This window comes from Isoptericola sediminis (assembly GCF_013085345.1).
Taxonomy (GTDB): Bacteria; Actinomycetota; Actinomycetes; order Actinomycetales; family Cellulomonadaceae; genus Isoptericola; species Isoptericola sediminis.
In genome coordinates this window covers 37,648-55,917 of sequence record NZ_JABFAJ010000017.1, presented here as the reverse complement: position 1 = coordinate 55,917, position 18,270 = coordinate 37,648, and the positions used below count along the sequence as shown (strand labels likewise).

The following is an 18,270-nucleotide window of genomic DNA, read 5'->3' as shown; positions in this document are numbered from 1 at the left end:
CCCGCGTCCGCCCCGGGCCCGACGACGCCTTCTGGAGAGAGACGCGCATGACGCCTCACCACCCGCACCCCGACCTTGCCGCGCTGCTCACGAGGTCGCGGGAGGTCATCGCCGCGCAGCAGGCCGACAACGGCGCCTACCCTGCGAGCCCGACCTTCTCCGCGTACCGCGGCTACTGCTGGTTCCGCGACGGCTCGTTCATCGCCGACGGCATGTCCGCCGCCGGCGAGCCGGAGTCCGCCGGGCGGTTCTTCGACTGGTGCTCCGCCGTGGTGCTGCGTCACGCCGACGCGATCGCTGAGATCGTCGGAGCGGCCGCCGCGGGGGCGCCGCTGCCGGACGACCGCATGCTGCCGGCACGCTTCACCATGGGCGGCGAGCTCGGGCACGACCAGTGGTGGGACTTCCAGCTCGACGGCTACGGCACCTGGCTGTGGGCGATGACGGAGCACGCGAACCGCCACGGCCTGGACCCCGACCGGTGGCGGCCCGCCGCGGTCCTGACCGTCGACTACCTCGTCAGCTCGTGGGACCGCCCCTGCTACGACTGGTGGGAGGAGCACGACGAGCACGTCCACGTCTCGACCCTCGGGTGCGTGGCAGCTGGTCTGCGTGCCGCTGTCGAGCACGAGATGGTCGTGGGGGAGCGGGCCGACCGCGCGCGCGACGTCGTGGCCCGGGTCGACGACGTCCTGGCGTCCCGGGGTACCGTCGACGGGCACCTGACGAAGTGGCTGGGCACGCGGGAGCCTGACGGGTCGCTCAGCGCTCTCGTCGCGCCGCTGGGCCTCGTCGACCCCGGCAGCGAGCTCGCGGGCCGCACCCTGGACGTCATCGAGCGCGAGCTCTCCACGGACGGCGGCATCTACCGGTTCCGGGCGGACACCTTCTACGGCGGGGGGCGCTGGCCCCTGCTCACCTGCTTCTACGGTCTCGCCCGGGCGGCCCGGGGCGAGCTGGAGCAGGCCCGGGCCGCGTTCGACTGGGCGGCCTCGACCGCCACGGACGACCTCCTGCTGCCCGAGCAGGTCGACGGGTCGTTGCTCGACCCGTCGATGCGTCAGGAGTGGGTCGACCGTTGGGGCACCGTCGCCACGCCCCTGCTGTGGAGCCACGCCATGCTGCTGCGGCTCGCCGCGGCCATCGACCTCATCGACACCGAGGAGACCTCGTGATCCGCCACCGCCCGGCCGGCTCCGGCCATCCCTACTCGCCCGACACCGAGCAGCGCTCGCCCGTCCGCCCCGTGGCCGGCGAGCCCCTCCGGCTGGGGGTCAGGACCTCCGGAGAGGTCGCGTCCGTCGACCTCGAGCTGGTCGTGGGCGACGACGAGACGCGGCGGGTACCCCTGGCGACCGTGCCACGCTCCTCGCGGGGCCAGGCCGTCGACGGCGGGCACCTCGCCTCGGCGCAGGCGCGCCAGGCACGTCGCGCGGGCGGCTGGCAGGTAGAGCTCCCGGCCCCGCGGGAGGCGTTCCGTTACCGCTTCGTCGCGACGTCGGCGGACGGTACGACCCGCTCGACGCGGTGGTTCGGGACCCGACCGGCGTCGTGGCGCCCGGCCGACGACTCCGTCCTGGCCGTCGACGGCGACGCCGTCGCGGTGCTGCCCGGGTCCGTCGAGGTCCTCGACGACGGCGAACGCCTGCACCGCGTGCGCTTCGCCCTGCCGTTGACCGGTGCCGAGCACGTGGCCGGTTTCGGGGAACGCTTCGACGCCCTGGACCACCGCGGCGCGACGCTCGACTCCGTGGTGTTCGAGCAGTACAAGTCCCAGGGGGCCCACCGGCGCACCTACCTGCCCATGCCGTTCGCGCACGTCGTGGGCGACTCGGGATGGGGATTCCACGTGCGCACCTCGCGCCGGGTCTGGTTCGACCTGGGAGCGGCCGCGTCGGACCGTCTCGTCGTCGAGGCCGAGGTGTCGGCGCCGTCGGGGGCCGAGGGTGCCCTGTCCGTCGCTCTCTACGACGGCGACCCCCGCGCGGTGCTCGACGCGTTCCTGGCGGAGGTCGGGCGCCCGACGGAGCTGCCGGACTGGGTCTTCCGGCTGTGGGCGTCGGGGAACGAGTGGAACACCCAGGCGGAGGTCGAGCGGCAGATGGCCCTGCACCGTGAGCACGACGTCCCCGTGGGCAACGTCGTGATCGAGGCCTGGAGCGACGAGTCGACCTTCGTGGCCTTCCGCGACGCGAGGTACACCGTCCGCCCGGACGGCGGGCCGCTGCGGCTGTCCGACTTCGAGTTCCCTGCGGACGGCGCGTGGCCTGACCCCAAGGGCATGGTCGACGCCCTGCACGACCATGACGTCAAGGTCCATCTGTGGCAGATCCCGCTGATCAAGATGCGCCCACACCCGTCCGGGCAGGCCAAGGCGGACGCCCGGGCGGCCGTCGCGGAGGGCCTGCTCGTGCGCGAGGAGGCCCCGGACGGGACCCTGCGTCCCTACCGGAACCGGGGCTGGTGGTTCCCGCTCGGCCTCATGCCCGACCTGACGGACGACCGTGCGGCCGACTGGTGGACCGCGAAGCGCCGGTACCTCGTCGAGGAGATCGGCGTCGACGGCTTCAAGACCGACGGCGGGGAGCACGCCTGGGGCGCCGACCTGTCCTACCTGGACGGCACGCGGGGCGACGAGGGCAACAACCTGTTCCCGGTCGCATACCCGGCGGCCTACGGTCGGCTGCTCGAGTCGTGCGGCAAGGCGCCGGTGACGTTCAGCCGGGCGGGGTTCACGGGGTCGCAGGCGCACGGCGCGTTCTGGGCGGGCGACGAGAACTCGACCTGGGAGGCGTTCCGCTGGTCGATGCTGGCGGGCCTGTCGGCCGCGGCGTGCGGGATCGTCTACTGGGGCTGGGACATCGCCGGGTTCTCGGGCCCCGTTCCCGACGCCGAGCTGTACGTCCGGGCCATGGCCGCCAGCGTGTTCGTCCCGATCATGCAGTACCACTCGGAGTTCAACCACCACCGGACGCCGTCGCGGGACCGCACCCCCTGGAACGTCGCCGAGCTCACCGGTGACGGGGCCGTGGTCGACGAAGTGCGTGAGCTGGTCCACCTGCGCGAACGCCTGGTGCCCTACCTCCGCCGGGAGGCGGCCCGCACCATCGACACGAGCGCGCCGCTCATGCGGCCGCTCTACTTCGACCACCCGGACGACCCGGAGGTCTGGAACCACCCGGTGCAGTGGACGCTCGGCGACGCCCTGCTGGTCGCACCGGTCCTCGAGCCGGGGAGCGACCGGTGGCCCGTGTACCTGCCGGCCGGCGAGTGGGTCGACGCCTGGAGCGGCGAGGCCGTGCGCGGCGGCCAGGTCGTGGCGACGAGCACGCCGCGGTGCCGAGTCCCCGTCTTCGTCCGTGCCGACCGGTGGGACGAGCTCGGAGGAGTGTTCCGCGACTGAGCGCACCGTGGTCCCGGACCGTCCGGCCCGGGACCACGGCGGCGACGCGGCGCGAGGTCAGGGCAGCTTGACCTTGCCGGCCTTCATCTTGGCCAGGGAGTACTTCTCGAAGCCGATCTTGAACGCGTGGTTCTGCGGTCCGGGGACCATGACGGCGGCCTTGCGCGGCGGGAGCATGTGGTCGGCGACCATCGCCACGCCGTTGTTCCCGGCGTCCATCACGCACAGGGCCGGGATCTTGCCGAACTCCTTGGCGGACGTCGGCTCCTCGCCGCGGACCTGGGCGACGATGTTCTCGGCGGCGATGTGCGCCTGCTGCTCGCTCGGGAACCCGGTCTTGGGGATGCCGGTCGCGACCTGGGTCGTCCAGGGCACGGGCACGGCGGCGGCGATGCCGACGGCGTAGACGTCGTCCCACTTCTCGGACTGGTAGGTCGGGCGGACCTTGACGTAGTTCCCGGCGTCGACCAGGTCCGGGGTCTTGGCGAGGAAGTCCTGCCCGCGGAACGGGGGGACGATCATGGCGAACTTGTACGGCAGCTCGCGCCCGTCGGACAGCACGACCGTGTCGGGCTTGATCTCCTGGATCGACTGGTTCGGCTCGACGGTGATGCCCTCCTTCTTGGCGAACATCCGCATCAGCGGCTTGGCGCCCGGCATGCCGTCGATGCCGAAGTGGCCCGCGAAGGGCTCGGAGGTGACGTAGGTCAGCTTGACCTTGCCGTGCAGGCCGGCACGACGCAGCTGGTACGACGTGTTGAACAGGAACTCGTACGCCGCCCCGAAGCAGCTCGCGCGCTGCGTGGCGCCGATGACCACGTCACCGGGTTCGTCGAGGAACCGGCGCCAGGCGTCGTAGGTGCGCTCGGCGTCGTGGAGCGTGGTGATGGTGGGCGTGTCGCGCATCCCGGGGACGACGTCGAGGTCGTTGCGGTACCCGGTGGCGATCACCAGGTAGTCGTAGTCGAACGTGCCCTCGGTGGTCTCGACCCGGTGGTGGTCGGGGTCGACGTAGCTCGCCTCGCCGTGGACGAACCGCACACCCTGCTTGGTGAACGTCGGCTCCAGGGGGAACGTGATGTCGGTGCGGCCGCGGCGGCCGAACGGCAGCCAGATCAGGGAGGGGTTGAACACGAACCGGTCCGAGGCCGAGACGACGGTGACGTCGACCTCGTCGCCCAGGTCGGACTTGATGGACAGGGCGGCCGTCATCCCTGCGAAGCTGCCGCCGAGAACCAGGACACGAGCGGTCATGATCGACTCCTTCATCGCGGACCTACCGTTGTTCCCAGGCTACTCCTCACACCCTGGGGGGTATATGTTTGTGACGGACTTCACCCGCGTGTCAGAAGGGTGCGTCCGGGTCACGATCCGGCCTGCTCCGCATCACGATCCGGCCAACCGTGCCGTGCCCCCGCGCGAGTCCGCGCCCGCGGAGTGAAGGTGTGGTGAACGTGAATACTGTGGCGGTGCCGGGTGTTGGCACCCGAGGGCCTCCGGGGGGAGGATCGTGCGCGCTGCGCACGACCGCGCCACTGCGAGCCGGGGGCCCGCACCGACGAGCAGCACCACCGTGCTGCGGATTCCGCGACGACAGGACGAACGACGACCTATGACTGATCTGCTGTACGTCAACGGCGGCACGCCGCTGCAGGGCACCATCGAGGTGCGTGGAGCGAAGAACTTCGTGTCCAAGGCGATGGTGGCCTCCCTGCTGGGAGAGTCGGCGAGCGTGCTGCGCAACGTCCCGCAGATCCGTGACGTCGCGGTCGTCTCCGGCCTGCTCGAGCTGCACGGGGTCAACGTCAAGTACGACCCGGAGGCCGGCATCCTCGACCTCGACCCGTCGAACGTCGAGTCGGCGCACGTCGCGGACATCGACGCGCACGCCGGGTCCAGCCGCATCCCGATCCTGTTCTGCGGCCCCCTGCTGCACCGTCTCGGCGAGGCCTTCATCCCGGACCTGGGCGGCTGCCGGATCGGCGACCGGCCGATCAACTACCACCTCGACATCCTGCGCCAGTTCGGTGCCGTCGTCGACAAGCGGCCCAACGGCATCCACCTGCGTGCGCCGCGGCGCCTGCAGGGCACCCGGATCGAGCTGCCCTACCCGTCCGTGGGGGCCACCGAGCAGCTGCTGCTGACGGCCGTGCGGGCCGAGGGCATCACCGAGCTGACCGGTGCGGCGATCGAGCCCGAGATCATGGACCTCATCGCGGTGCTGCAGAAGATGGGCGCGATCATCTCGGTCGACACCGACCGGGTGATCCGCATCGAGGGCGTCGACCGGCTCGACGGCTACGTCCACAACGCCCTCGGCGACCGCATCGAGGCCGCGTCCTGGGCCTCGGCCGCGCTGGCGACCGGCGGTGACGTGACCATCAAGGGCGCCACCCAGCCCGAGATGATGACGTTCCTCAACACCTACCGCAAGGTCGGCGGCCAGTTCGACGTCCAGGACGACGGCATCCGGTTCTGGCACCCGGGCGGGGAGCTGCGCTCCATCGTGCTCGAGACGGACGTCCACCCCGGTTTCATGACCGACTGGCAGCAGCCGCTGGTCGTCGCGCTCACGCAGGCCACGGGTCTGTCGATCGTGCACGAGACCGTGTACGAGAACCGGTTCGGGTTCACCGAGGCGCTGCGCCAGATGGGCGCCACGATCCAGGTCTACAAGGAGTGCCTCGGCGGCGCGGCCTGCCGTTTCGGCCGCCGCAACTTCCAGCACTCCGCCGTGGTGTCCGGGCCGACCCCCCTCGAGGCGGCCGACATCGAGGTGCCGGACCTGCGCGGCGGGTTCTCCCACCTCATCGCGGCGCTGGCGGCCAAGGGCACCTCGACGGTGCGCGGCATCAGCCTCATCGACCGCGGGTACGAGTCCTTCCAGGACAAGCTGGCGGCGCTGGGCGCCGACGTCGCCCGGGGCTGACGCCTGCGGTCGGCAGGTAGGCTTCCGGCCGTGCCCATCGCCAGACCTGAGTCGCGGCTCTACCGCGTCATCGCGAAGATCGTCCGGCCCGTGCTGTTCTCGATGTGCCGCTACGAGTGGAGCGGCAGCGAGAACCTCCCCACGGACGGCGGATTCATCGCGGCCGCCAACCATGCGACCGAGCTCGACGCCCTGACGTTCGTGCACTACCTGTTCGACCAGGGTGTCGAGCCGCGCGTGCTGGCCAAGCGCGGGCTGTTCGACGTGCCGGTCGTCGGGGGTGCGCTGCGTGCGACGAACATGATCCCCGTCGACCGGGGCAGCCAGGCGGCCGCCGCCTCGCTGGAGCGCGCGGGTCGCGAGCTCGGGGAGGGCGCCTGCGTGGCGGTGTTCCCGGAGGGGACGCTGACGCGCGACCCCGACCTGTGGCCGATGGAGCCGAAGACGGGTCTGGCCCGGATCGCGCTGGCGTCGAAGCTGCCGGTCGTCCCCGTGGCGCAGTGGGGCGCGACGGACATCCTGCCCCGCTACGGCAAGCTGCCGCGGCTCTTCCCGCGCAAGCGGGTCCAGGTCACGGCGGGCCCGCCGGTCGACCTGAGCGACCTGTACGACCGACCGCTCGACTCCGCCACCCTGCGCGAGGCGATGGACCGCGTGATGGACGCCATCACCGCCCAGCTCGCCACGCTCCGGGGCGAGGAGCCGCCGGCGCGACGGTTCGACCTGCGCAAGCACCCTGACTACGAGGTGAGACAGATGCACTACCCGCCGGTGGAGCGCCCGTGAGGGGCCCGACGACAGCGGTCCTGGGCTCCGGCTCCTGGGGCACCACGTTCGCGATGGTCATGGCCGACGCCGGCTGCGACGTCACCCTGTGGGGCCGGGACGAGGCCCTGGTCCGCCAGGTGGCCGAGGAGCGACGCAACAGCAAGTACCTGCCCGACGTCGAGCTCCCGGCGATGGCCGCCACGACCGACGCCGCCGCCGCGCTCGCCGGGGCGAGGATCGTCGTCGTCGCCATCCCCTCCCAGGTGGCCCGACGCACCCTGGAGCCGCTGCGCGAGCACCTCGAGCCCGACGCGATCGTCGTCTCCCTGATGAAGGGCGTCGAGCTCAGCACCGACAAGCGCATGAGCCAGGTCGTGGCCGAGGCCCTCGACGTCCCGGACGAGCGCGTGGCCGTCGTGTCCGGGCCCAACCTGGCCAAGGAGATCGCCGCCCGGCAGCCCACGGCGACGGTGGTGGCGTGCTCCGACGCCGAGAACGCGCGGGTCGTGGCCGAGGCCTGCTCGAACTCCTACTTCCGGCCCTACACCAACTCCGACGTCGTCGGTGTCGAGCTGTGCGGCGCGGTGAAGAACATCATCGCGCTGGCCGTCGGCATGGCACAGGGCAGCGGGTTCGGCTGGAACACGACGGCGACCGTCATCACCCGGGGGCTCGTCGAGATCACCCGCCTGGGGCGGGCTCTGGGCGCCGAGCAGGAGACGTTCGCCGGCCTGGCGGGCATGGGCGACCTCGTCGCCACCTGCGCCTCGCCGCTGTCGCGCAACCACTCGCTGGGCAAGTACGTCGGCCAGGGCATGAGCCTGGAGGAGGCGCTGGAGGCCACCGGCACGACGGCGGAGGGCGTGAAGTCCTCCCGCTCCGTCCTCGAGCTGGCCCAGCAGCACGGTGTCGACATGCCCATCACGGCCGGTGTCGTGGCCGTGCTGCACGAGGGGCTCTCGGTGGACGAGATGGCGCGCGCGCTGCTGTCTCGCCCGCAGAAGTCCGAGAGCATCGCCGACTGAGCGGCCGGCCGGCAGCGGCCGGCCCGACGCTCAGTTCCCGACGTCGACCACCAGGCGCACCGGGTCCTCCAGGGTGAACGCCTGGAACGGGCGCGGTTCGCCGTCGACCCCGACGAACGCCGTCGTGGTGCCCTCGAAGACGAAGCGGTAGACGACCTGCTCGATCGACCCGCCCGGACCGGCGACCGGGTCGCCGCCGTACTCGGTCACGCCCGAGTCCGTCGGCATCGCCGACCCGGTGATCTCCACCTGCAGCACGGCGTCACCGGCGACGTCGACCGTCTCGCCGCTGCCCGGCTCGACGGCCTCCTCGACGTACTGGACGCGGTAGCCGGGGGTGCCGGTGCCGTCCAGGTCGAACACGACACGGTCGTACTCCTCGTGCGCGCCGACGCGGATTCCGGTGACGGTCAGCATCGCGTCGGCGCTCGGCTCGCCCTCGTCCAGGGCGGTCCCGCCCGCGAACGGCGTGACGGGTTCCGTCGCGCTCGCCGCGTCGGGTGACGGTTCGTCGGGGGTGTCCGTGGGCGCCGCGGTGCCGGCGTCGTCGGTGGCCGACGCCGTGGGCGTCGCGGCGGTGGTCGTCGGCGAGGCGTCCGCCGTCGACACGCCGCCGCCGTAGCCCGACGTCCCCTCGCCGTCGCCGCAGGCGGCCAGCAGGGCACCGAGGGCCAGGAGGGCACAGGTCCCCGCAGCCCGGCGGCGGTGCGATGAAGGGTGCACGGTGCCTCCCTGGTGGACGGGTCCCTCCGACGAGCCTAGGCCCGCCGGCGGTTCCCGGCACCGCGCAGGGACGTGGCGCGTCGGCAGCTCAGGCGGTCGCCCGCTCCAGGGCCTGCGCGAGGTCCGCCCAGAGGTCCTCGACGTCCTCGACGCCGACGGAGAGCCGCACGAGGTCCTCCGGCACCGTGGGCGACTCGGTCGCCAGGCGACGACGCCGTTCCAGCAGCGACTCGACGCCACCCAGGGAGGTGGCGGGAACCCACAGCCGCACGGCGTCGACCAGCGCGTCCGCGGCGCCCCGGCCGCCGACCGGGCGCACCCCGACCACGGCGCCGAAGTGCGCCATCTGTGCCGCGGCCCGTCCGTGCCCCGGGTCGTCGGGCAGCGAGGGGTGACGCACCTCGGCCACGGCCGGGTGGTCGTGCAGGCGGCGGGCGAGCTCGACGGCGTTGGCCGCGGCCCGTTCGACGCGCAGGTGCAGGGTGCGCAGCCCGCGCAGCGCCAGGAAGACCTCCATCGGCCCGGCGATCGCCCCGTGCAGGGTCCGGTAGGAGCGCACGTCGGCGGCGATCCGGTCGTCGTTCGTCACCACCGCGCCCAGGACGATGTCGGTGTGCCCGGACAGGTACTTCGTCACCGAGTGCACGACGACGTCGGCCCCGAGGGCGAGCGGCTGCTGTCCCAGCGGGGTGGCGAAGGTGTTGTCGACCACGGACCGCACGCCCCGGTCGCGGGCGGCGGCCAGGAGGGCGGGCAGGTCGGCGATCTCCAGCATCGGGTTCGTGGGCGACTCGACCACGAGGAGGTCCGCGCCGTCGAGGGCCGCCACCACGGCCTCGGTGTCCGCGACGTCGACGCGGCGGACCTCGACGTCGTACCGGGCGGCACGGTCGTCGAGGTAGCCCAGCGTGACCTGGTAGGCGTGCCGTGGCACCACGACGGTGCTGCCCGGGGGCAGGTCCCCGATCGCGGCGGCGATGGCGGCCATGCCTGACCCCAGGACGATGCCGTGCTCGCCGCCCTCGAGGGCGGCGAGGGCCTGCTCGAACGACTCCCAGGTCTCGGTGCCACCGCGGGCGTAGAGCGGTTCGTCGCCCGGGATGCCGCGCGAGACGTAGGTCGAGGACAGCACGACCGGCGGGTTGACCGGGCCGCCCTGCACGCGGGACGGGCGGCCGGCCGTCACGGCGACGGTGGCGGGTGCGAGGCTCGGGACGGCGTGGGCGTGCGGGTCGGGCGTCATGGCAGCCCAGCCTACGGTCCTCGTCAGGGACGCAGGGCCGGTTCCTCGGCGACGTCGGTGCGCGAGCGGTCGCGCCGGAACCCGATCCAGAGCAGCAGGCCGATCATCCACAGCTCGCCGACGGTGGCGGGCAGCACGAGGACGTCGGCGACCAGGCCGGCGTCGGGGGCGAGGACGAGCAGGAAGGACTGCAGCAGGTAGCCGACACCCCCGACGAGCAGGAACCAGCCGAGCGCGCGGGGCAGGCCGGAGAGCAGCACGAGACGACCCATCGGGATCAGCCAGAGTCCGAAGAACGCCGCACCGGCGAGCCACAGGTTCTCCGAGAGCAGGAACATCTGCTGCGGTCCGGCGGGGTCCCCGGCGAGCGCGGTGCCCAGGGCCGTGCCGAGAGCGGCCGTGCTGCCGAGGATCGCGACGGCGTTCATCATGCCCAGCACGCCGACCGCGGCCGCGGCGAAGGGTTCGACCGGGCGGAAGAGCCGGACGAACCAGAGGGCGGCGAGCGCCTGGCTGACCACCAGGGCGAGCTCGAGAGCGATCCCGATGCGCGCCAGGAGCTCGTGCTCGACGAGCAGGGTCGCGGTGGTCGCGGCGTCGGTCGGGTCGAAGACCAGCGGGCGCACGAGCAGGAAGCCCGCCATGCCGGTGATCCCGAGGGCGAGGTAGAGCAGTCCGGTGGTGCGGGCGACCGGCCGGGAGATGCGCTGGTCCATGATGGGTTCCTTCCGAGAGGCGGAGGGCCGCGTCCTTACGGCGTAAGGCAACCATACGGCGTAAGGTCGAGTGAGGGAAGAGGGGGACGCAGATGGGTTCCGACGGACCGTTGAGCCGCGACCGCGTGCTCGGTGCCGGGGTCGCGCTCGCGGACGCGGACGGTCTCGCCGCGGTGACCATGCGGGGCGTGGCGACGCGGCTCGGCGTCGAGGCGATGTCCCTGTACCACTACCTGCCCGGCAAGAAGGACGAGCTGCTCGACGGCCTGGTCGACGTCGTGGCCGCCCAGATCCATGCCGGGCTGGCCGAGCGGGAGGATCCCGGGGACGACTGGGTGGCGGACGTGAGGTCGCGCTGCCTCGTCGCGCGCGACGTCGTGGTGCGCCACCCGTGGCTGCCCCGGCTGCTCGGGTCACGACCGAACCTCCGGCCAGGGGTCTATCAGCTCTACGACGAGGCGCTCGGCGCGATGGTGCGCGGCGGGTGCTCCTACCGGCTGGCGCACCGCGCGATGCACGCCCTGGGCGGCATGGTGCTGGGGTTCACCCCCGAGGTGTTCGACCCCCAGGCCGGCGACGACGACGTCGCCGAGGAAGAACTGGCGGCCATGGCCGAGTCCCTGCCCCATCTCACGGCGATGGTCGCCGCCGAGCTGCACGACCCGGCCGACCCGACCCTCGGCTGGTGCGACAGCCAGACCGAGTTCGAGTTCACGCTCGGCCTGCTCCTCGACGGGATCGAGCGGGCCCGCCGCGACGGCGTCTGACCGTCGCGGCGGGGCCGCCGGCCCGGACTCAGTCCTGCCGGAGCGGACCGAGCAGCGACTGGGCCACCTGGGCGTGCGCCGACTCGTCGTCGCTGGGCTGGAAGATGCCCGCCAGCACGTCCCGGTAGAGGCGCCCCAGCTCCGAGCGGTGGAAGTACGTCGAGCCGCCCGAGCAGCGGATGGCCTCGTCGACCACGTCGCAGGCGGTCTCGGTCGCGCGGATCTTCAGGCCGGACGTCGCGCGGAACCACCCGGCTCCGCGGTCCTCGAGGGCGTCGATCCCGCCGGCGATCTGGTCGATCTGGGGCCAGATCCCGTCCTGGGCCAGCGCCGCGGCGGCGATGCGCCGGCGGATGTCCGGGTCCTGGGAGTACGCCTTGCCGGTCTTCATCGAGGTGCGCCGCTCCACCGTGGACACCGCCAGCTCGAGCGCGCGGTCGGCGATGCCCGCGTACACGGCGGCGAGCAGGATCTCGAAGCTGGTGAAGATCCCCAGCACGTAGGGGTCCAGGCTCGGACCCGGCGCGATCCGACGCATGACCCGTTCGGCGGGGGCGTGCGCACCGTCGAGCACCGTGGTGCACGACTGCGACGCCCGCATGCCGATCGTGTCCCAGTCGTCGAGGATCTCGAACCCGCCGCCGTCGCGCGTGATGAAGGCGTGCACGATGCGCGGGTCGTCCGGGTCGGTCGTGCTGTCCAGCCCCATGACGCCCAGCCGGGTCCACCCCGGGGAGTTCGACGTGAAGATCTTGCGGCCGTGGAAGGTGTAGCCACCCTCGCCGTCGGGCCGGGCCTCGGTGCGCGACCCCAGCAGCACGAGGTCGTTGCCGGCCTCGGAGTACCCGAACCCGAAGACCTCCCCGGCCGCCGCCTCGGCGAGGAGCCAGTCGAGCGTGTCGTCGCCCCGCTCGTGCAGGTAGCGGGCGACGCCCGTCCACACGTGGTGCATGTTGACGGCCAGCGCCGTGGCCGGTGCCGCCCCGGCCAGCCGGGACTGCTCGTGGCACAGCTCGCGCAGGGAGAGCCCCGAACCGCCCAGCGACGTCGGCACGAGGGCTCCGAGGTATCCGGCGGCCCGCAGGTCGTCCAGGTCGTCGGCGAAGAACGAGTTCTCCCGGTCGTGGATCGCGGCCCGCCCACGGATGGTGGCCAGCAGGTCGTCGGAGAGCAGCGTCGTCATGCCCCGATTCAAACATCGGTGCGGGCTGCCGGCCGACGCCGGGCTAGGGTGGCGCCAGCAGCGGTCGCCGAGGACCGCGTCGGAGAGAGGAGCCACCGTTGGTCGTCCGAAGCCCGCACCCGGATGTCGAGATCCCCGACCTCAGCCTGTACGACTTCCTGTTCGGTTCCCTGACCGAGGAGGACCTCGGCAGGACCGCCGTCGTCGACGGCCCGACCGGCGAGGCCACGACCTTCGGTGCCCTGCGCGCCCAGGTGGACGCCGTCGCCGGGGCCGTCGCGGCCCGCGGCCTCGGCGTCGGTGACGTGGTCGCCCTGCACAGCCCGAACGTCCCGGCCTTCATCAGCGTCTTCCACGGACTGCTGCGGGCCGGTGTCACCGTCACCACGCTCAACGCGCTCGCCTCCGGGCCCGAGGTGGGCAAGCAGCTCACCGCCTCCGGGTCGAAGGCGCTGATCACCGTGTCGCCCCTGCTGGCGCAGGCCACGGAGGGCGCCGAGGCCGCCGGGCTCTCGCGCGACGACGTCGTCGTCATGGACGGCGCCGAGGGGTACTCGAACCTGCGCGACCTCCTCGCGGCCGGCGCCCCCGCCCCGGAGGTGTCCTTCGACCCCGCCACCCACCTGGCGGTGCTGCCGTACTCCTCGGGCACGACCGGCCTGCCCAAGGGTGTGATGCTGACGCACCGCAACCTCGTGGCCAACGTCCTGCAGTCCGAGCCCTACATCCCGCTGGTGCGCGACGACGTGGTCCCGGCGGTCCTGCCGTTCTTCCACATCTACGGCATGACCGTGCTCATGAACTGCGCCCTGCAGCAGGGGTCCACCGTGGTGACGATGCCCCGGTTCGACCTGCCGGAGTACCTGCGCGTCATCACCGAGCACCGGGCGACCGTGCTGTTCGTCGCCCCGCCCATCGCGCTGGCGCTGGCCAAGCACCCGCTCGCGCTCGAGGCCGACCTGTCCAGCGTGCGGATCATGATGTCCGGCGCCGCACCGTTCGACGCCCAGCTCGCGGCCGCCGTCGGCGAACGGCTGCCCCGGGCCCGTGTCATGCAGGGCTACGGCATGAGCGAGATGTCACCCGTCTCCCACGTCGTGCCGTTCGACCGGGACGACATCGACCCCGGCTCGATCGGGCTGCTGGTGGCCAACATGGTGGCCAAGGTCGTGGACCCCGCCACCGGTGAGGAGATCGAGCAGCCGGCCGAGGGCACGAGTGCTCCCGGCGAGCTGCTCTGCGCCGGCCCGAACGTGATGGTCGGCTACCTGGGCAACGAGGCCGAGACGCGCGACACCATCGACGCCGACGGGTTCCTGCACACCGGGGACGTGGTCACCGTCGACGCCGAGGGCGTGTTCCACGTCGTCGACCGGCTCAAGGAGCTCATCAAGTACAAGGGGTACCAGGTGCCGCCCGCCGAGCTCGAGGCGTTGCTGCTGTCACACCCGCAGATCGCCGACGCCGCCGTCATCGGGGTGGTCGACGACGACGGCGAGGAGATCCCCAAGGCGTTCGTCGTGCGGGCCGAGGGTGCGGAGCTCAGCGCGGAGGACGTGATGGAGTACGTGGCCGCCCGGGTCGCGCCCTACAAGAAGGTCCGTGCCGTGCAGTTCACCCACGCCGTCCCCAAGTCGGCGTCGGGCAAGATCCTGCGCAAGGAGCTGCGCGCGGCGTGACGGCGACCGCGTGCCGGAGCGGGTGAGCGGTCCGGTAGGGTCGGGCCGATGCCCGAGACCCAGCCCTCCGCGCCCCCGCGCAAGCCGCGCGTCGCCCTCCTGTTCGGAGGCCGTTCCGGCGAGCACGCGATCTCCGCCGCCACCGCCGCCGGGGTGCTCGGCGCGATCGACCGTGACGCCTACGACGTCGTCCCGATCGGGATCACCCGCGCCGGGCGCTGGGTGGTCGCCGAGGACGACGCCGAGCGCTGGAGGATCACGGCGGGCCGGCTGCCCGAGGTGACCTCCGACGAGGGTGCCGAGGTGGTCCTGTCCCTGACGGCGGGCGAGCGCACCCTGCGCACGCTGGAGCCCGGGCAGGTCCCCGACGTGCTCGGTCAGGTCGACGTCGTCTTCCCGCTGCTGCACGGGCCGTTCGGCGAGGACGGCACGGTCCAGGGGCTGCTGGAGCTCGCCGACGTGCGGTACGTCGGCGCCGGGGTGCTGGCGTCCGCGGTCGGGATGGACAAGCACTTCATGAAGCTCGTCCTGGCCGGGCACGGCATCCCCGTCGGGCCCTACGAGGTCATCAAGCCCCACGACTGGGACGCCGACCCCGAGGCCTGCGTCGCCCGCGTCGAGCGGCTCGGGCTGCCCGTCTTCGTCAAGCCCGCCCGGGCGGGGTCGTCGCTCGGCATCACCCGGGTGGACGTGCTCGAGGACCTGCCGGCCGCCGTGGAGGAGGCCCGCGAGCACGACCCGAAGGTGATCGTGGAGGCCGGGATCGAGGGCCGCGAGATCGAGTGCGCGGTGCTCGGCGGCCGCGGCGGAGACCGCGCGCGGGCGTCGCTGCCCGGGGAGATCGTCGTGGACGGCACGCACGCCTTCTACGACTTCGAGGCCAAGTACCTCGACGAGGCGCACGTCGAGCTGTCGTGCCCCGCCGACCTCCCCGAGCCGGTGATCGCCGAGGTCCGCGACCTCGCCGTCCGCACCTTCGAGGCCGTGGAGGCCGAGGGGCTGTCGCGCGTCGACGTGTTCGTCACGCCCGAGCAGCAGGTCGTCGTCAACGAGATCAACACCATGCCGGGGTTCACCCCGTTCTCGATGTACCCGCGCATGTGGGAGGCGACCGGGATGAGCTACCCGGCGCTGGTCGACGAGCTCATCCAGCTCGCCCTCGAGAGGCCGACCGGGCTGCGCTGACCTGCTCGTCACCGGGTGACCGGACGGACGAACTGCGCCGCGCGGTGGGTCACGTCACCGACGCCTGGGCTCAGGTGCAGGTCCTGGTCGCCGGGATCAGGGAGACGGCGGACGTCAGGTCGGCGATGAACGACGTCGAGTGGTCCGTCGTCACCGACGGCGGCACGGTCACGTCGATCGCGGGCGTCCGGCCGTAGGTCGTGAAACGCCAGGTGCCGCTGTCGTTGGTCTCCACGACCCAGTCCACGGAACCGTTGGCCGTGTCGATCCGCTGGCAGTCCGAGGAGGGGCCCGGCTCCTCGACCCCGCACCGCAGCGTGACCGCGGCGCCCGGTGAGCCCCAGGCGGCCGTCGACTGGGCGTTGACGTCGGCGCGCTCCAGGTCCCCGGCGACGACGTCCGGCAGCGCCAGCATCACGGGTGCGCAGTCGGGGTTCGCGGCGTCCTCGCCCGGCTCGACCCCGATCGTCGGGGTGCAGCCGGCGAGCAGCAGGAGGCACGGCGGGGCGAGCAGGGCGGCGAGTCGACGGACGAGCACGTGCCTACGGTAACCGTCCCCGTCACGGCCCGGCGTCCGGTTAGGGTTCGGTCGTGACCGACCCCATCCTGCGCGTGCGCGACCTCGACGAGACCGCGCTCCTGGCACGTATCTTCCCGCTCCTGCCCGTCGGCGAGGGGGTCGACGTCGGGCCGGGCGACGACGCGGCGGTGGTGCGCGCCGCCGACGGACGTTTCGTCGTGACCACGGACGTCCTCGTCGAGGGCCGCCACTTCCGCCGCGAGTGGTCGGGCGGGTACGACGTCGGGTACCGGGCGGCGGTCCAGAACCTCGCCGACGTCGCCGCCATGGGAGCGCGCGCGACGTCCATGGTGGTCTCCCTGGTGATGCCTGCCGACCTGCCGGTGCAGTGGGTGACCGACCTCGCGCGTGGTCTGGCCGACGCCTCCGGCCCGGCGACGGTCGTCGGCGGCGACCTGTCCGGCGGTGACGCGGTGGTGGTGTCCGTCACGGTCCACGGCGACCTCGCCGGGCGGGCGCCGGTGCTGCGATCGGGTGCGCGTCCGGGCGACGTCGTCGCGCACGCCGGCGTGCTCGGCGCCTCGGCCGCCGGGTTCGACCTGCTCACCAGCGGAGCGGCGACCCCCGACGACGGTGCGCCCGGCGCCGCGACGTCACGCACGCCCTACGTCGCCGCGTACCTGCGCCCGGAGGCGCCGCTCGAGGCCGGGCCCGCGGCGGCGCTCGCGGGGGCGACGGCGATGCTCGACGTCTCGGACGGGTTGCTGCGGGACGCGGGCCGGCTCGCCCGCGCCAGCGGTGTGGACGTCGACCTCGCCGAGGGTGCGTTGATGCGCGACGTGACCGCGCTCGTCCCGGCGGCCGTCGAGGTCGCCGTGGCGACCGAGGACCCCGACGGGGCCGACCGGGCACGGACCTGGGTGCTGTCCGGGGGAGAGGACCACGGGCTGCTCGCGACCTTCCCCGCGGAGGTGGCCGACCGGGGGCTGCCGAACGGCTTCCGGCTGGTCGGCGACGTCAGGGCGCCGGCGGACGACGCGCCGCGCGTGCTGCTCAACGGCGAGGTCCCGCACGTCGCGACCGGGTGGGACCACTTCCGTCCCTGATCCTGGCGCGTACCGTCGGCTGCGCTCCGGGTCAGCGCTCGGGCTCCCGGACGAAGCGGACCTCGGTCACGGGCACGTCGGCGTAGTCCTCCATGCGCTCGATCCCGTCGGGCTGGAAGCCGTGCCGCCGGTAGAAGTGGTGGGCCCGGGCGTTCTCGGACAGCACCCACAGGGTGATCCGGGCCCGCGGGCCGACCTCGCCGAGCATCGTGCGCATCAGGTCACGGGCCACGCCGCGACCCCAGGACTCCGGGTCGAGGTAGATCGCGTAGAGCTCCAGGCAGCCGTCCTCGGCGTCCTCGTCGCGGGACGGCCCCCAGCTCGCGAACCCGAGCGTGCGCCCGTCGGCCTCGGCGACGACGGTCGTGCTGTTCTCCTGGCCGAGGGACTTCTCCCAGGTCCGGGTCTGCTCGTCCACGTCGAGGGAGTCGAGGTAGTCGGACGGCAGGACGTGGGCGTACGCGCTGCGCCACGAGGTCAGGTGCACCCGGGCGATGGCACCGGCGTCCGAGGGGTTCGCCGAACGGATCACCACGTCGTTGTCGGTCTCGACCATCATGGATTCAGACTGCCACGGTCCGCCGGGCACGCCAAGAGGTATTGGTGAACGGTTCACGAACTCTTTGCAGTTCATGGGTCGCGGTTCACGGGCCGTGATCGCACGACAGACGCCCGCCGGGTCGGACCCGACGGGCGTTCGTCGATGATGTCGCCGTGCGGCGGAGGCTCAGGCCTGGCGCTGCACCTTGCCGGCCTTGAGGCACGAGGTGCACACGTTCACGCGCTTGGGGGTGCCCGCGACGACGGCGCGCACGCGCTGGATGTTCGGGTTCCAGCGGCGCTTGGTCCGGATGTGGGAGTGCGAAACGCTGTGCCCGAAGCCCGGGCCCTTGCCGCAGACGTCGCAGTTGGCAGCCACGGTGTCTCCTGAATCGTCGTGTCACGTCGCGCGCCAGCAGGGCAGCAGGACGTGAAGGTCGGTGGTCTTGGGGGGTGCCCGGATTCCAGGCAACCACATGATGA

The 18,270-nt window shown here is 72.7% G+C and carries 17 protein-coding genes; 9 read left to right on the top strand and 8 right to left on the bottom strand.

Going from position 1 to position 18,270, the window contains the following annotated elements:
• Positions 1 to 47 precede the first annotated feature (47 nt).
• Together HLI28_RS09255 and HLI28_RS09250 are read left to right on the top strand one after the other, a co-directional pair.
• Complete coding sequence (locus tag HLI28_RS09255) at positions 48 to 1,175, top strand: glycoside hydrolase family 15 protein (RefSeq protein ID WP_171247229.1); 1,128 nt, start codon at positions 48 to 50, stop codon at positions 1,173 to 1,175.
• A complete protein-coding gene (locus tag HLI28_RS09250; protein ID WP_171247228.1) occupies positions 1,172 to 3,403 on the top strand; it encodes a TIM-barrel domain-containing protein in 2,232 nt (743 codons plus the stop codon). The genes HLI28_RS09255 and HLI28_RS09250 overlap by 4 nt, the downstream gene beginning before the upstream one ends.
• 57 nt (positions 3,404 to 3,460) lie before the next feature.
• Here the strand turns inward: HLI28_RS09250 and HLI28_RS09245 are convergent, their stop codons facing one another.
• Positions 3,461 to 4,657, bottom strand: a complete 1,197-nt coding sequence (locus HLI28_RS09245) for an NAD(P)/FAD-dependent oxidoreductase (protein WP_171247227.1) — start codon at positions 4,655 to 4,657, stop codon at positions 3,461 to 3,463.
• Between the two features lie 358 nt (positions 4,658 to 5,015).
• Here HLI28_RS09245 and murA point away from each other — a divergent pair, with 358 nt between their 5' ends.
• The 3 genes from murA to HLI28_RS09230 are packed head-to-tail and all read left to right on the top strand — an operon-like array spanning position 5,016 to position 8,125.
• Positions 5,016 to 6,332, top strand: coding sequence for a UDP-N-acetylglucosamine 1-carboxyvinyltransferase (murA, locus tag HLI28_RS09240; RefSeq protein WP_171247226.1), 1,317 nt, complete (start codon positions 5,016 to 5,018; stop codon positions 6,330 to 6,332).
• A 30-nt stretch (positions 6,333 to 6,362) separates the two neighbouring features.
• Positions 6,363 to 7,118: a lysophospholipid acyltransferase family protein gene (locus HLI28_RS09235; protein ID WP_304604391.1), complete on the top strand. Its 756-nt coding sequence runs from the start codon at positions 6,363 to 6,365 to the stop codon at positions 7,116 to 7,118.
• Positions 7,115 to 8,125: an NAD(P)H-dependent glycerol-3-phosphate dehydrogenase gene (locus tag HLI28_RS09230; RefSeq protein WP_343035755.1), complete on the top strand. Its 1,011-nt coding sequence runs from the start codon at positions 7,115 to 7,117 to the stop codon at positions 8,123 to 8,125. Before HLI28_RS09235 ends, HLI28_RS09230 begins: the two co-directional genes overlap by 4 nt.
• 30 nt (positions 8,126 to 8,155) lie before the next feature.
• Here the strand turns inward: HLI28_RS09230 and HLI28_RS09225 are convergent, their stop codons facing one another.
• The 3 genes from HLI28_RS09225 to HLI28_RS09215 form a co-directional block, all read right to left on the bottom strand.
• On the bottom strand, positions 8,156 to 8,848 hold the full coding sequence (locus HLI28_RS09225; RefSeq protein ID WP_171247225.1) for an AMIN-like domain-containing (lipo)protein: 693 nt from the start codon (positions 8,846 to 8,848) through the stop codon (positions 8,156 to 8,158).
• 88 nt (positions 8,849 to 8,936) lie between these two features.
• Positions 8,937 to 10,091 carry a trans-sulfuration enzyme family protein gene (locus tag HLI28_RS09220; RefSeq protein WP_171247224.1) on the bottom strand — a complete coding sequence of 385 codons (1,155 nt, stop codon included), beginning with the start codon at positions 10,089 to 10,091 and terminating at the stop codon, positions 8,937 to 8,939.
• Positions 10,092 to 10,114: 23 nt separating this feature from the next.
• Positions 10,115 to 10,807: a DUF4386 domain-containing protein gene (locus HLI28_RS09215; protein ID WP_171247223.1), complete on the bottom strand. Its 693-nt coding sequence runs from the start codon at positions 10,805 to 10,807 to the stop codon at positions 10,115 to 10,117.
• A 92-nt stretch (positions 10,808 to 10,899) separates the two neighbouring features.
• On the opposite strand from HLI28_RS09215, the gene HLI28_RS09210 reads away from it, so the two are divergent.
• A complete protein-coding gene (locus HLI28_RS09210) occupies positions 10,900 to 11,574 on the top strand; it encodes a TetR/AcrR family transcriptional regulator (RefSeq protein WP_171247222.1) in 675 nt (224 codons plus the stop codon).
• 28 nt (positions 11,575 to 11,602) lie between these two features.
• Here HLI28_RS09210 and HLI28_RS09205 read toward each other — a convergent pair whose 3' ends face one another.
• Positions 11,603 to 12,757, bottom strand: a complete 1,155-nt coding sequence (locus tag HLI28_RS09205) for an acyl-CoA dehydrogenase family protein (RefSeq protein WP_171247221.1) — start codon at positions 12,755 to 12,757, stop codon at positions 11,603 to 11,605.
• A gap of 98 nt (positions 12,758 to 12,855) precedes the next feature.
• On the opposite strand from HLI28_RS09205, the gene HLI28_RS09200 reads away from it, so the two are divergent.
• Complete coding sequence (locus HLI28_RS09200; RefSeq protein WP_171247220.1) at positions 12,856 to 14,436, top strand: AMP-binding protein; 1,581 nt, start codon at positions 12,856 to 12,858, stop codon at positions 14,434 to 14,436.
• 48 nt (positions 14,437 to 14,484) lie between these two features.
• Positions 14,485 to 15,621 (top strand): D-alanine--D-alanine ligase family protein, encoded by a 1,137-nt coding sequence (locus HLI28_RS09195; RefSeq protein ID WP_171247219.1) that lies wholly within the window; start codon positions 14,485 to 14,487, stop codon positions 15,619 to 15,621.
• 70 nt (positions 15,622 to 15,691) lie between these two features.
• Here the strand turns inward: HLI28_RS09195 and HLI28_RS09190 are convergent, their stop codons facing one another.
• Positions 15,692 to 16,159 (bottom strand): DUF3515 family protein, encoded by a 468-nt coding sequence (locus HLI28_RS09190; RefSeq protein ID WP_171247218.1) that lies wholly within the window; start codon positions 16,157 to 16,159, stop codon positions 15,692 to 15,694.
• A 53-nt stretch (positions 16,160 to 16,212) separates the two neighbouring features.
• On the opposite strand from HLI28_RS09190, the gene HLI28_RS09185 reads away from it, so the two are divergent.
• On the top strand, positions 16,213 to 17,247 hold the full coding sequence (locus HLI28_RS09185) for a thiamine-phosphate kinase (protein WP_343035754.1): 1,035 nt from the start codon (positions 16,213 to 16,215) through the stop codon (positions 17,245 to 17,247).
• A 31-nt stretch (positions 17,248 to 17,278) separates the two neighbouring features.
• Here HLI28_RS09185 and HLI28_RS09180 read toward each other — a convergent pair whose 3' ends face one another.
• Both HLI28_RS09180 and rpmB read right to left on the bottom strand, forming a co-directional pair.
• The gene (locus HLI28_RS09180; RefSeq protein WP_246246596.1) at positions 17,279 to 17,806 is read right to left on the bottom strand and encodes a GNAT family N-acetyltransferase; all 528 of its coding nucleotides are present in this window, start codon (positions 17,804 to 17,806) and stop codon (positions 17,279 to 17,281) included.
• Positions 17,807 to 17,974: 168 nt separating this feature from the next.
• The gene (rpmB, locus tag HLI28_RS09175; RefSeq protein ID WP_171247217.1) at positions 17,975 to 18,166 is read right to left on the bottom strand and encodes a 50S ribosomal protein L28; all 192 of its coding nucleotides are present in this window, start codon (positions 18,164 to 18,166) and stop codon (positions 17,975 to 17,977) included.
• Positions 18,167 to 18,270: the final 104 nt, after the last annotated feature.